Below are 12,276 nucleotides of genomic sequence, written 5' to 3'. Positions count from 1 at the left end.
CATTCAAGCGACGATCGTGGCACAGCTCAGGCAGCGGCGAGCGAGCAGACCGAGCCGAATGATCACGGCCCACGTCATGAAGCTCGCGATCGACATCGGCAACGACTGCACGAGCCGTTGCGGATCGACGCCCCAGGTGGCGGTCAGGATGGCCACGTTGCCGAGGACCACCAGCAACACGGACACCAGCGCGGTCGCCCCGCCGATCCTCGCCAGCAACCTCGCGTCGACCCGGCGGGCCAGGACCCGGCCGAGGATGAGCGCCACCAGCGCGACGCCGGCGGAGATCCCGCTGGTCATGTCGTTGGCCTTGGCGATCCACAGGTACCAGGACGGCACCGGGCCGCCGAAGTCCCGCCACGGACCGATGAAGTACATCCGGCCCATCTCCCACACCGCGTGCATCACCGGCAGCACGATGGCGAGCCAGATCAGCGTGCGCGCGCCGTACGCGACAGCCAGCTCCGCCTGGTACTCCCCGGCGATCTCGCGGACCGGGCCGAACTCCTCGACCGCCTTGCGCTGGGCCGTTTCCTCGTCCAGACCGCGGTCGAGGTGAGCCTCGGTGGCGTCGGTCAGGCTGTCGCGGGTCTCGGTGAGCAGGTCGCGCACCTGCCGGCGAGATCCCTGCAGCCGTGACCCGAGATCGGTCACGTACCGCTCGATCACGTCTGTGCTCATCACGTCTGCGCCCACTTGCCGTCACCCCCCAGTACGCCGCCGATGACCGTGGTGAACTCCTGCCACGCGCTGCGCTCGGCGTTCAGCGCCCGCAGGCCCGCCGACGTCAGCTTGTACGTGCGGCGCTTGCGGCCGCCGACCGTGCTCCAGTCGCTGACCACGTGCCCTGCGCGCTCCAGCCGGCGCAGCGCCGGGTAGACCGTGCCCGTCGGCAGGTCCAGCGCACCCCCGCTGCCCTGCTGCAACGCCTCGATGATCGCGTAACCGTGCAGCTCGCGGCCGTCCAGAGTCGCCAGCAGCAACGCGTCCAGATGACCACGCAGCGCGTCGGGCTTCATGAGTAGCGACTCTACTGATGCGGCCTTCTCCGGGGACCCCTGAGACGCCCCTGATATCTCCCTGACTTCCCGCCAAAACGCTCGATGTGTAGGCGCGCTACATATAGCTTCCCTACTCATGAGCGCAGCAGACCTCGCCCGCCTCCAGTTCGCGACGACGACGTCGTTCCACTTCCTGTTCGTGCTGCTCACGCTGGGTCTGGTGAGCCTGCTGGTGATCATGCAGACCCGGTACACGCTGACCAGAGCGCCCGTGCACGAGCGGATGACGCGGTTCTGGGGCCGGATCTACGTGATCAACTACGCGCTGGGGATCGTCACGGGCATCGTCATGGAGTTCCAGTTCGGGCTGAACTGGTCGGGCCTCGCGACCTACGCCGGCGACGTGTTCGGGGCGCCGCTCGCGATGGAGACGCTGATCGCGTTCTTCCTGGAGTCCACGTTCCTGGGCCTGTGGATCTTCGGCTGGGGCCGGATGAACCGCTGGCTGCACCTCGCGCTGCTGTACCTGACCGCGCTGACCGCGTTCGCGTCGGCGTTCTGGATCATGGCGGCGAACGGGTTCCTGCAGCACCCGGTCGGCTACCGGCTCGACGGGAACGTGTTGCGGCTGGACGACTTCTCCGCCCTGCTGACCAACCCGACGTTCACCGCGGCGCTGACGCACGTGGTCTTCGCGTCGCTCACGGTCGGTGGCGTTTTCCTGACCGGGGTTTCCGCCTACCACTTCATCAAGCGCACGCCAGAGGTCGACTTCTTCCGCCGTTCGTTGCGGATGGGCGTGATCACGACCGCGCTGGCCACGCCGACGCTGATGGGAGCCGGGTTCGCCCAGTTCCCGGTCATCGCGGAGTACCAGCCGGGCAAGAGCGAGGCGGCGCCGTGGATCGGCGCACCGCTCGGGTTCATGATCCTCATCGGGATGACGCTCGCGACGGTCAGCTGGTTCACGTTGCCGCTGCTGATCAAGGACGCGGTGATCCGGATGCGCTTTCCGTTGTACCTCATGGTGATCGGCATTCCGCTGCCGTTCACGGCGGCGATCTTCGGGTGGATGTTCCGGGAGATCGGGCGCCAGCCGTGGCTGGTCTACGGGCTGTTGCGGACCGAGGACGCCGTGTCCCACGTGGACGCCTCGCAGATCCTGTTGTCGCTCATCGTGTTCACGTCCCTGTTCGTGCTGCTGGCTTGCGTTGACTGGGCGTTGATCGCACGTGCGGTCCGCCGCGGTCCGGACGTCGCGCCCGCTCCCGTCTCGCCGTTGGTGGTGACCCTCTGATGGAAACGCTCTGGCTGGTCGTGCTCGGGGTTCTCACCGTGGGCTATTTCTCGTTGGCGGGCTTCGACTACGGCACCGGGTTGCTGCTGCCGTTCCGCCGGCGCGACGAGACGTTGCGGCGGATGACGCCGTTCTTCCTGGGCAACGAGGTGTGGCTGGTCGCCGCGATCGGGGTGCTGTTCGCGGCGTTCCCGCGACTCGAAGGCGAACTGCTGTCCGGCGCGCATTCGGTGTTCACGCTGGTCCTGGCCGGGCTGGTGCTGTTCATGGCGGCCGTGCAGCTGCGGTTGTGGTCGTGGCTGGTGTTCACCGGCGCGCTGATGGTTTCGGTTGGCTGGGGGCTTTTCCTCGCGCACCTGCTTCATGCGCCCTGGCCTGTCGCCCTGGTCATGCCGGTGCTGTTCGCGGTGCACGGCTGGGTGTTCCAGACCCGGCAGTGGAAGTTGTTCCCGTTGACCGCCTTGCTGTGCGCTCTGCCCATTCCGCTCGCGTTCAGCTCGATCGACGTCACCGGACTCATGGCGCACACGAACACACTCGGCCTGCTCGCATGGGTCGCGATCCCGATCATTCCGCTGGTGGTGTTGCTGCAATGGTCGATCGTCGCCATCTCCTCGCGCTGATCCCGATCCCGTTCCTGGTGCTGGCCCAGGCCGAACTCCTGGCGTCGGTGCTGAGCGGTGGATCCGGTTTTCTCCTGCTGTGCCTGGTCATCGGCCTGCGGGTGCTCGCGTGGTGGGTGCACCGCGCGATGGCTCACCGCGCTGCCGAACGCACCCGCTTGCGGCTTCGCGAGGCCTTCCTGCGCTCGCCGGGAACCAAAGCCGGTGAGGTCGCCACGTTGGTCACCCGAGGCGTGCACGACGTCACGCCGTACGTCGTCGGCTATCTGCCGCAACAGATCCTGGCTGTGGCGGTTCCACTGGCGGTGGTCATCCGGCTCGCCTTCGCCGACCTGACGGCCGCGTTGACGATCTCGCTGACGCTGCCGTTGATCCCGATCTTCGGTGCGTTGGTCGGCGCGCACACCCGTGAGCGCACGGCCCGTCAGTGGGCCGCGCTGGCCACGCTCGGCGGTCACTTCCTCGACGTGGTCAAGGGAATCGGGACGCTCCGGGCGTTCGGGCGGGCCGAGGCGCAGTCCACGACGGTCCGGAAACTCGCTGCCCAGCACATGACCGAGACGATGTCCGCGCTGCGAGTCGCGTTCCTGTCGGCGTTCGTGCTGGAGCTGGTCGCGACGATGTCGGTGGCGATGGTCGCGGTGCCGATCGGACTCAGGCTGCTCGACGGCGGAGTCCCGCTGTTCACCGCACTGCTCGTGCTCTTCCTCGCCCCGGAGGCGTTTCTGCCGTTGCGAGCCGCCGGAGCGCAGTATCACGCTAGCGCTCAGGGCCGCGAAGTGCTCGCGAAAGTGCCCACGTACACCGAAACCACAGGAACCAGGCCGCCGGACCTGGCTGGAGCCGAGATCGTGCTCGACAACGTGAGTGTTCGCAGCCTCAAGAACTTCTCGCTCACGATCAAGCCCGGCGACCGGATCGCGCTGGTCGGACCGAGCGGCGCGGGCAAGAGCACGGTCCTGGGACTGCTGCTGGGTTTCGTGCAGCCCGACGACGGCCGCGTGCTCGTCGGCGGCGTCGACCTGCGCGAGATCGACCGAAAGGCCTGGCTGGAAGCGCTGTCGTGGGTGCCGCAACGCCCCACTCTCGTGCCCGCGAACCTCTCGTCCGGTGAGCAACAACGGGTCGCACTCGCCAAGGCGCTGGACCGGCAGCAAGCGGGCTTGTTCCTGCTCGACGAACCGACCGCGCACCTCGACGCGGACACCGAAGCGCTGGTGCTCCAGGCAACGCGCGACTTCACGAGAGGCAGGACCGCGGTGATCGTGGCGCACCGGCCGACGCTGCTGAACGAGGTCGACAGGGTGGTGACGGTGTGAAGCTCGCGATCCTCGTCGGAACGCTCGCCGAACTGGCCGGCGTCGGCCTGACCGCGACGGCGACCTGGCTGATCATGCGCGCCGCCGAGCACCCGCCGATGCAGGCGCTGACCGTGGCGATCGTCGCGGTCCGCACGCTGGCGCTCGCCAAGGGCGCCCTCCGTTACCTCGAACGCCTGACCAGCCACAAAGCCGTGCTCAGCGAGGCCGTCGAACTGCGCGGCCGCGTCTACGACGACCTCGCGAACCGCCGCCACATCCCGTCCGGCACCGCGCTGACCCGCATCGTCACGAACGTCGACCAGCACCTCGACACCAAGCTCCGCGTCACCCTGCCGTGGATCACCGCGGCGCTGGTGAGCGGAGCGGTCGCAGTCTTCTCAATCCCCCTCGCGATCGGCCTGCTGATCAACGTCGTACTGCTCCCGTGGCTCGCCATCCGCAAGCCAGAAGACCTCACCCCGTTGCGCGCCAAGCTGACCGAACAAACCACCGAATTGGTGCACAGCAAAGAAGAACTTGTCGCCTACGGCCTCTTCGACGAGAAACTCGCTCATGCCACCAAGACCGCGAAAACGTTGTCCCGCAAGGAACGCATCCGCGATCTGACGCCGCTCGCGATCGCCGTCCAGTTCGGCGCGGCACTCCTGATGCTCGCCCAGCACGAGCCCGCCTGGCTGATCATGGCCGCCATCGCGACGTTCGAGATCACCATCCCGCTCGCGACGATGACCAAACCGACTCCGGAAACCACCGACGAGACCGAGCCCTCCTACACGCCGGAATCCCCGGAGCTGCAAGGCAGATCGGCGATCGTCGGCCCGAGCGGCATCGGCAAGACCACGTTGCTCAACGCCATCGCCGGCCGCCTCGAACCCAGCAAGGGCGCGCTGGCGGACGCACACGTCTTCCACACCACGGTCCGCACCAACGTCCTGCTGGCCAAACCCGATGCCACGCAGGAGGAACTCGACAGAGCAGCCCGGATCACCGAGCTGGACCTCGACTGGGACCAGGTGGTCGGTGAACGCGGCGAGGAGATCTCCGGCGGTCAACGACAACGCCTGATCCTCACCAGATCAGTTCTGGCGAACCCGGAAGTCCTGCTCATGGACGAGCCGACGGAAGGCCTCGACCCGGAGCAGGCCGACCGAGTGCTCAAGAAGATCCTGGACAACTGCCAGGGCACAGCACTCGTCGTCACCCACCGCGAAGAGCAGCTAGCGCTCTTCGACCACGTGCACCATCGGGGGCCGATCCGCGACGAGCACGTCGGTCGAGTCGGGTAGCCACTCACCGTCGACCTGCACGAACTGGGTCAACGGCCCGGACTCCATCGGCACCTGACACCGGGCCAGCGCGGTCCCCATGATCTGCGAGGACATCACGCCGAGCTGCAGCAACGACCGGTTCCGGTGCTTGCGCACACCCAGGTTCACCTGAGCCAGCGCGGACAGCCCGTAGATCCGGTGCACGTCCAGCAACAACCCGATCTCCACCCCGTACCCGGCAGCGAACGGCACGGACTCCAAAAAGGACCGAGTCGCCGCGTACTCGCCGCCGAGCGGTTGCACCACACCGGAAAGCTCCGGCCGCAAAGTGTTCAGCAACGGCCGCGCCACCAGTTCGGTGACCCGCCCGCCACCGGAGCTCTCCAACCGCAACGGCCTCCGGTAGAAGCCCTTCACCAGATGCACGTCCGGAACGTCCAGCAACGGCCCGAGCAACGCCGTCACGAACGCGGTCTCCGGATCCACCAGATCGGAGTCCAGGAACACGATCAGATCGCCGGAAGTGGCAGCCAACGACCGCCACAGCACCTCACCCTTGCCGGGCAACGGCGCAAGGCTCGGCACCACGTCCTCGCGCCGCACCACCCGTGCCCCGGCCGCGGTCGCCACCTCCGCGGTCCTGTCGGTCGACCCAGAGTCCATCACCACGAGCTCGTCGACCAACGTCCCGAGCAACGGCCGGACCACCGAAACGACATCGCCGACGGTGGCTTCTTCGTTCAACGCGGGCAGCACGACAGAAACGGTCCGGCCGCGCTTCAACGCCACCAGCTCGTCAACCGTCCAGGACGGCTGCTGCCAGGTGTGCGTGGCGAACCAGGCTTCGACGGCGGGCAGCATCAGGCCAGTGCCCGCACCGCTCGGGCAGGCGGACGGGTCCCCGTCACGCTCGCAACCATCTCCACGACCTTCCTCGCCTGCCGCACGTCAGATGCACGAATGGCGCGTACTCCGGACATCGCAGCCACTGTGGCAGCCGCGAGCGTGAAATCCTCGTCCCCCGCCGGGATCGTCACCACGTCCAACGTTTCGGAGAGCGTCGGCAATTCCAGCTCGCCGTCGAATTCCACGACGTCGGCGCCGTCGTCAATGGTCTGACCCAAAGCGTCCGCGCTGGTCAGATGCGCAACGACCAGAACGCGGTCTTTCGGCAGCTCAGTGACGCGGAATCGGTTCATGCCACCCAGCGTAAAACAGTGAGCTGGCTCACACGGTCTTGCTACCCGCGAGTAGCAATCTGCTTTACTCCCCAGTAACAACCCTGTGTGATCTACGTCATGGTCAAGGAGGACCAGCGTGCGACGATCACTTGTTTTAGTCCTGGTACTCCTCACCACCCTGCTCGGCGCTCCTGCTGCGAACGCGGCTCCCGGAAGCACCATCTCCTACAAGTCGATCTCCGGCGTCGGTGGCACCACCCTGAAGGCCTTCGTCGTCGAACCGACCGGAATCGGCGACGGGCCCTTCCCGTTGCTCGTCATGCCGTCCAGCTGGGCGGTCCCGAACATCGAGTACGTCGGCGCGGCGGCCAAGCTCGCCAAGGAGTCCGGCTACGTCGTGGTGAGCTACACCAGCCGCGGCTTCTGGGACTCCGGCGGCGAGATCGACATCGCCGGTCCGGACACCGTCGGTGACGTCAGCAAGGTCATCGACTGGGCCATCGCGAACGCGAAAGCCGACGGCACGAAAGTCGGCGTCGCCGGGATTTCCTACGGCGCCGGTCAATCGCTGCTTGCGGCGGCGAACGACAAGCGCATCAAGGCCGCGGCGGCGTTGAGCACGTGGACCGACCTGGCCCGCTCGCTCTACCCGAACAACACCGTGAACAAGCAGGCCGTCGAGGTGCTGCTCGCGGCAGGCCACGCCACCGGACGTCCCGGACCCGTCCTCGACGAAGCCGAGGACGCCTACCGCGACGGCAGGTTCTGGGAGGTCGTGCCGATCTCCGCGGGCCGTTCCGCAGCCTCCAAGATCGACCAGATCAACGCCAACGGCACCGCCGTGCTGCTCGGCAACGCCTGGAACGACGGCATCTTCGCGCCGGGCCAGATCGCGGACTTCTACGGCAAGCTCACCGGCCCGAAGCGGCTCATGCTCTCGCCGGGCGACCACGCCACCGCCGAACTGTTCGGCGCGGCCGGTCTGCCCAACGAGATCTGGGAGTCGGTCGGCCGCTGGTTCGACCGCTACGTCAAGGGCTCGGCCAACGGCGTCGACGCCGAACAGCCGGTGCAGCTCAAGCCCAACAACGGCGGCACGTGGAAGAAGTTCGGCGCGTGGCCGGCGGGCAACGCGGACACGATGCAGCTCGACGGCAAGAAGATCTACGCGGGCTGGAACACCGTCGCCGACAGCGGCACGATCCTGCTCTCCGGTGCGCTGCAAGGGTTCCTGAACATCCCGACCGGGGTGTCGCTGCCGTTCGTCGACCGCAACCTCGCGGGCGTGTGGAGCGGCCCGCAGTACTGGAGCGGCGCAACGCTCGCCGGCACGCCGAAGCTCAGGCTGCAGGTGACGCCCAGCGCGGAGACCACCACGCTGTTCGCCTACCTGTACGAGGTCGGACCGCTCGGTCTCGGTTCGCTGATCACGCACAAGCCGATCAAGGTGACCGGCGCGGGCCGCACGCAGACGCTGGACGTCGAGCTGGAACCGACCGTGTGGAACGTCGGAGCGGGCGACCGGCTCGCACTGGTGATCGACACCGTGGACCCGCGCTATGTCACGGAATCGACTCGGGGATCGTCCGTCACCTTCGGACCGTCGAGCTTGACGGTGCCCAAGGCGTAAGAATGTCCGGGTGGACTTCACCCGGCAGCAGGTGCTCTTCCACCGGATCCATCAGCACGAGCTGGACCGGCGGGTCGCAGGCGCGGCCGAACTGGCGGTGTTCTCCCTGGGCGTCCAGGACAACACCTCCGGTTCGGCCGTGCTGAGCCTCGCCGCCCGTCTCGCTGAGCCCTCCGTGGACGAGTTCGTCGTGACCTGGTCCGTGCGCGGCGCACCCCACCTGCACCGTGCCGGCGAACTGAAGGCGTTCGCCCGCGCGCTGTGGCCGTGGAGCGACAAGGACGCCCTGGCCCGGGCTTCGCGCCCGAAGGTCGACGACATGCTGGCGTCGTTGCGGCACATCGCCACGGCCATGCGGTCCATCGTCACCAAGCCGATGACCAAGGGCGATCTCAGCAAGGCGCTGACCCCGTTGGCGCCCAGGCAGACCGTCGAGGCCTGCCGCGGCTGCCAGACCGAGCACGTCAGCGACCCGATCTTCCGGCTCGGCGCACTGCCGGCCGGCCTGCGGATCATCCCCGACGAGAAGACCGTGACGTTCGAACGGATCCACGGCTGGCCGGGCGTCCCGCGCAAGACCGCCGGTTTCCACGAGCTGGTGCACCGCTACCTGACCCTGCACGGCCCGGCCGGACCGTCCGAAGTGGCCAGTTACTTCGGCACCACGACCCGCGAGGTCAAGAAGCAGTGGCCCGCGGAAGGCCTGATCGAGGTGACCGTGGAGGGTCAACAGGCGTGGCTGCCGGAAGACGTGGAGATCGCCGACGCCGAACCACCGGACGTCCGCCTGCTCCCGCCGACCGACCCGTACCTGCAGGCTCGCGACCGCGACCTGCTGCTGCCGGACAAGGCCGCGCAGAAGGACATCTTCCGCATCCTGGGCCGTCGCGGCGCGATCCTGGTCGACGGCGAGATCGCGGGCTCCTGGCAGGGCAGGGTGGTGTCCGGCAAGCGGTTCGAGGTCACGGCCACGCCGTACCGCCCGCTGCCGGATCTCCTGCCGGAGACCCAGATCCTCGCTCAGGCCAAGGGACTAAACGACGCAAGCGTCAAGAGCAACTGACACGTCGTCCGTCACCACGAGCGACTTCAACGCGGCGTGCGAGACAAAACCCTTGTCCCGCAACTCGGTCAGCCACTCGACGAGTCCCTTGTAGTGGTTGTCGACGTCCAGCAGCACGACCGGCTTCCGGTGCATGCCCAGCACCCCGGCCGTCCACACCTCGAAGAACTCCTCGGCGGTCCCGATGCCACCGGGCAACGTGAGGAACGCGTCCGCCTTGTCGTCCATCATCTTCTTGCGCTCGCGCATGGTGTCGACGACGTGCAGCTCCGTCGACTCCCGGTCCGCGATCTCCCGCGTGGCCAGCCCCTGGGGAATCACACCGTACGTGTGCGCCCCACCGGCCCGGGCCTCCCGGGCCACCGCGCCCATCATCGACGTCTGCCCGCCACCCCAGACGAGGTTCCAGCCGCGAGCCGCGATCTGGCGCCCCACCTCGGCGGCGAGGTCGACATAGCTCTGCGGAACAGTGCTCAACGACCCGCAGTACACAGCGACATACATCAGTGCGAGTCCGCCCATGCCTGGTGTGCTTCCTTGACCACGCGCACCGCGTCGTCGATGTCGTCCGTCAGGTGCAGCAGCGCGAGGTCCTTCTCCCCCACCTTGCCACCTTCGAGCACCGAGTCCCTGATCCAGTCGTACAGCCCCTGCCAGTACGACTTCCCGAACAACACCACCGGGAACTTCGTGACCTTCTTGGTCTGCACCAACGTCAACGCCTCGAACAGCTCGTCCAGCGTGCCGAAGCCGCCCGGCAGGCAGATGAAGGCCTGCGAGTACTTGATGAACATCGTCTTGCGCACGAAGAAGTACCGGAAGTTCACCCCGAGGTCGACCCACGGGTTGAGCCCCTGCTCGAACGGCAGCTCGATGCCGAGCCCGATCGAGAACCCGCCGGCCTCCGAGCACCCGCGGTTGACGGCCTCCATCGCACCGGGCCCACCACCGGTGATGGCCGCGAACCCGGCCTCGGCCAGCGCCTTCCCGAGATCCCGCCCGGTCTGGTACTCGGGGTGGTCCCGCCCGGTCCGCGCCGACCCGAACACCGTCACCGCACTGGGCACCTCGGCCAGCGCCCCGAAACCCTCGACGAACTCAGCCTGAATCCGCAGCACCCGCCACGGATCCGTGTGCACCCAGTCCGAGGGCCCACGAGAATCCAGCAACCGCTGGTCCGTCGTGGTCAACTCGTCCCGGCGCTCGCGCCGCAGCACGACCGGCCCGCGCATCTTCTCCTTGGGACGCTCGTCCACAACACCGTTCTTCTCTTCCGTCATCGCTGAGATATTAGTGATCAGGCAAGCAAAAATCGCTTAAGCACGTCGAAACACCCGGTGATCTGATGGACCGGCACGTTCTCTTCCTGAGTGTGCGCCAACGTCGGATCCCCAGGCCCGAAATTGACCGCGGGCATCCCCAACGCCGCGAACCGCGCCACATCCGTCCACCCGAGCTTCGCCACCGGCGTCCCCCCGGCCGCCCGCACGAGCTCCTGCGCGGCAGGCGCGTTGAGTCCCGGCAACGCCCCGCCCGCAACGTCCGTGACCGTGACGTCGAAGCCCTCGAACACCTCACGCAGGTGCTGTTCGGCCTGCTCCGCAGTGCGGTCGGGCGCAAAGCGGTGGTTCACGGTGAGCACGGCCTCGTCCGGCACCACGTTGCCCGCGACGCCACCGCTGATCTTCACGGCCTGCAGTCCCTCGTGGTAATGACACCCGTCGATCTCAGGCTGCCGAGGCACATACGCCTCCAGCCGCCGCAACGCCTCACCCATGCCGTGAATGGCGTTCTGTCCCATCCACGCCCTCGCGGTGTGCGCCCGCTTCCCGCTCGTCTTGATCTCAATCCGCATGGTCCCCTGACACCCGGCCTCAACCGTCCCGTTGGACGGCTCACAAACGATCGCCAGGTCGCCCCTCAACCACTCCTCAAGATCCCGCTGAATCCGGGTGAGCCCGTTGCGCTCGGCCTCGATCTCCTCGCAGTCGTAGAACACGAACGTCAGGTCGTGCCGCGCCTCAGCGCTGCGGGCCGCGATCGCGAGCATGACCGCGTCCCCGCCCTTCATGTCCACGGTCCCGCACCCGTGCAAGATCTCGCCCTCGCGCCGGCTCGGAAAGTTCTGGTTGATCGGCACGGTGTCCAGATGCCCGGCCAGCACCACCCGCCGCTCCCGCCCGAGGTTCGTCCGCGCCAGCACCGCGTTCCCCGATCGGGTGATCTCCAGATGCCCCGCGTGAAGTTTCAGGGACCGCTCGACAAGATCCGCGATCTCCGCCTCCTCCCCGGACACGCTGCGCACATCCACCAACGCAGTCGTCAACTCAATGGGGTCAGCGAAGAGATCAAGGGTGTCGGACACGGCGTTCACCCTACTCAGCCAGCTTGGGCACTGGTCCGTTCAGCCGATACCGTGCGCTGCGTGATCAAGCGCACACTCCTGGTCATCTCCTCGCTCCTCATGACCACGGGCTGCGGCGAGGCCCCGGCCGCCTGCGACCGCCAGTGCGGCGAGATCCGCACCCTCTTCACCGCTCCGTGCGGCTCGCAGTACAGCGGCACCCCAGCGGACTGCGCGGCGTGGATGACCCGAGTGAGCTCGATGACCCGCAAACTGGACAAGGCCCTGCAGGGCAAACGCGTCCAGGACGACGTGAGCGAGGTCCTCCCCCGCCTGATGACCGCAGTAGGCGACTTCGAGGCCCACAAGTGCAGCGACGTCAAAGTCGACAACATCTCCAGCACCGACGCCCGCCAGTCGAAGTGCAACGAAGCCCTGATCGCCACCAGGGGCGACCTGGGCTCCCTCTACTTCAGCGCAGACGTACCGGACTAGCCCCCGCCGAAGGCGGCCTCAAGCCGATGCCGAAGGCGAGGCGACCCAATGG

The 12,276-nt window shown here is 67.4% G+C and carries 14 protein-coding genes; 7 read left to right on the top strand and 7 right to left on the bottom strand.

Going from position 1 to position 12,276, the window contains the following annotated elements:
• Window positions 1-3: 3 nt before the first annotated feature.
• Together UK23_RS17925 and UK23_RS17920 are read right to left on the bottom strand one after the other, a co-directional pair.
• Window positions 4-681, bottom strand: a complete 678-nt coding sequence (locus tag UK23_RS17925) for a permease prefix domain 1-containing protein (protein ID WP_156213194.1) — start codon at window positions 679-681, stop codon at window positions 4-6.
• Entirely contained in the window at window positions 681-1,019 is a 339-nt protein-coding gene (locus UK23_RS17920; RefSeq protein ID WP_045312697.1) for a PadR family transcriptional regulator, read from the bottom strand. Before UK23_RS17920 ends, UK23_RS17925 begins: the two co-directional genes overlap by 1 nt.
• Window positions 1,020-1,137: 118 nt before the next feature.
• Here UK23_RS17920 and UK23_RS17915 point away from each other — a divergent pair, with 118 nt between their 5' ends.
• Genes UK23_RS17915 through UK23_RS17900 form a run of 4 tightly spaced genes read left to right on the top strand, consistent with a single transcriptional unit; the run spans window position 1,138 to window position 5,529 of the window.
• On the top strand, window positions 1,138-2,298 hold the full coding sequence (locus tag UK23_RS17915; protein ID WP_045312696.1) for a cytochrome ubiquinol oxidase subunit I: 1,161 nt from the start codon (window positions 1,138-1,140) through the stop codon (window positions 2,296-2,298).
• Window positions 2,298-2,921: a cytochrome d ubiquinol oxidase subunit II gene (locus tag UK23_RS48740; RefSeq protein WP_052684774.1), complete on the top strand. Its 624-nt coding sequence runs from the start codon at window positions 2,298-2,300 to the stop codon at window positions 2,919-2,921. Before UK23_RS17915 ends, UK23_RS48740 begins: the two co-directional genes overlap by 1 nt.
• Window positions 2,891-4,240, top strand: coding sequence for an ABC transporter ATP-binding protein/permease (locus UK23_RS17905; protein WP_045312695.1), 1,350 nt, complete (start codon window positions 2,891-2,893; stop codon window positions 4,238-4,240). Before UK23_RS48740 ends, UK23_RS17905 begins: the two co-directional genes overlap by 31 nt.
• Window positions 4,237-5,529, top strand: a complete 1,293-nt coding sequence (locus UK23_RS17900) for an amino acid ABC transporter ATP-binding/permease protein (protein WP_045312694.1) — start codon at window positions 4,237-4,239, stop codon at window positions 5,527-5,529. The genes UK23_RS17905 and UK23_RS17900 overlap by 4 nt, the downstream gene beginning before the upstream one ends.
• Here UK23_RS17900 and UK23_RS17895 read toward each other — a convergent pair.
• Window positions 5,461-6,372 carry a glucosyl-3-phosphoglycerate synthase gene (locus UK23_RS17895; protein ID WP_052684773.1) on the bottom strand — a complete coding sequence of 304 codons (912 nt, stop codon included), beginning with the start codon at window positions 6,370-6,372 and terminating at the stop codon, window positions 5,461-5,463. The genes UK23_RS17900 and UK23_RS17895 overlap by 69 nt on opposite strands.
• A complete protein-coding gene (locus UK23_RS17890) occupies window positions 6,372-6,710 on the bottom strand; it encodes a hypothetical protein (RefSeq protein ID WP_045312693.1) in 339 nt (112 codons plus the stop codon). The genes UK23_RS17895 and UK23_RS17890 overlap by 1 nt, the downstream gene beginning before the upstream one ends.
• Window positions 6,711-6,828: 118 nt before the next feature.
• Between UK23_RS17890 and UK23_RS17885 the strand changes: the two genes are divergently transcribed.
• Window positions 6,829-8,322 carry a CocE/NonD family hydrolase gene (locus UK23_RS17885; RefSeq protein ID WP_045312692.1) on the top strand — a complete coding sequence of 498 codons (1,494 nt, stop codon included), beginning with the start codon at window positions 6,829-6,831 and terminating at the stop codon, window positions 8,320-8,322.
• Between the two features lie 10 nt (window positions 8,323-8,332).
• Window positions 8,333-9,385 (top strand): winged helix DNA-binding domain-containing protein, encoded by a 1,053-nt coding sequence (locus UK23_RS17880; RefSeq protein ID WP_052684772.1) that lies wholly within the window; start codon window positions 8,333-8,335, stop codon window positions 9,383-9,385.
• Here UK23_RS17880 and UK23_RS17875 read toward each other — a convergent pair.
• From UK23_RS17875 to dapE, 3 genes are read right to left on the bottom strand one after another with little or no spacing between them, the layout of a single operon-like run.
• Window positions 9,356-9,907, bottom strand: coding sequence for a TIGR00730 family Rossman fold protein (locus tag UK23_RS17875; protein ID WP_045312691.1), 552 nt, complete (start codon window positions 9,905-9,907; stop codon window positions 9,356-9,358). The genes UK23_RS17880 and UK23_RS17875 overlap by 30 nt on opposite strands.
• Window positions 9,889-10,665, bottom strand: a complete 777-nt coding sequence (locus UK23_RS17870) for a TIGR00730 family Rossman fold protein (protein ID WP_156213193.1) — start codon at window positions 10,663-10,665, stop codon at window positions 9,889-9,891. Before UK23_RS17870 ends, UK23_RS17875 begins: the two co-directional genes overlap by 19 nt.
• 17 nt (window positions 10,666-10,682) lie before the next feature.
• Window positions 10,683-11,750 (bottom strand): succinyl-diaminopimelate desuccinylase, encoded by a 1,068-nt coding sequence (gene dapE, locus UK23_RS17865; RefSeq protein WP_045312689.1) that lies wholly within the window; start codon window positions 11,748-11,750, stop codon window positions 10,683-10,685.
• A gap of 60 nt (window positions 11,751-11,810) precedes the next feature.
• On the opposite strand from dapE, the gene UK23_RS17860 reads away from it, so the two are divergent.
• Window positions 11,811-12,224, top strand: a complete 414-nt coding sequence (locus UK23_RS17860) for a hypothetical protein (RefSeq protein ID WP_156213192.1) — start codon at window positions 11,811-11,813, stop codon at window positions 12,222-12,224.
• Window positions 12,225-12,276 lie beyond the last annotated feature (52 nt).

Source organism: Lentzea aerocolonigenes (assembly GCF_000955955.1).
In the GTDB taxonomy this organism is placed as follows: Bacteria; Actinomycetota; Actinomycetes; order Mycobacteriales; family Pseudonocardiaceae; genus Lentzea; species Lentzea aerocolonigenes_A.
The sequence above is the reverse complement of the archived record's forward strand: the minus strand, read 5'-3'. Positions and strand labels throughout refer to the sequence as shown.

Excerpts from the sequence above, each read along its gene's own strand:
- UK23_RS17895 (WP_052684773.1), bottom strand. The coding sequence starts at position 6,372 with ATGCTGCCCGCCGTCGAAGCCTGGTTCGCCACGCACACCTGGCAGCAG.
- UK23_RS17925 (WP_156213194.1), bottom strand. The coding sequence starts at position 681 with ATGAGCACAGACGTGATCGAGCGGTACGTGACCGATCTCGGGTCACGG.
- UK23_RS17920 (WP_045312697.1), bottom strand. The coding sequence starts at position 1,019 with ATGAAGCCCGACGCGCTGCGTGGTCATCTGGACGCGTTGCTGCTGGCG.
- UK23_RS17905 (WP_045312695.1), top strand. The coding sequence starts at position 2,891 with ATGGTCGATCGTCGCCATCTCCTCGCGCTGATCCCGATCCCGTTCCTG.
- UK23_RS17875 (WP_045312691.1), bottom strand. The coding sequence starts at position 9,907 with ATGGGCGGACTCGCACTGATGTATGTCGCTGTGTACTGCGGGTCGTTG.
- UK23_RS17915 (WP_045312696.1), top strand. The coding sequence starts at position 1,138 with ATGAGCGCAGCAGACCTCGCCCGCCTCCAGTTCGCGACGACGACGTCG.
- UK23_RS48740 (WP_052684774.1), top strand. The coding sequence starts at position 2,298 with ATGGAAACGCTCTGGCTGGTCGTGCTCGGGGTTCTCACCGTGGGCTAT.
- UK23_RS17870 (WP_156213193.1), bottom strand. The coding sequence starts at position 10,665 with ATGACGGAAGAGAAGAACGGTGTTGTGGACGAGCGTCCCAAGGAGAAG.
- UK23_RS17890 (WP_045312693.1), bottom strand. The coding sequence starts at position 6,710 with ATGAACCGATTCCGCGTCACTGAGCTGCCGAAAGACCGCGTTCTGGTC.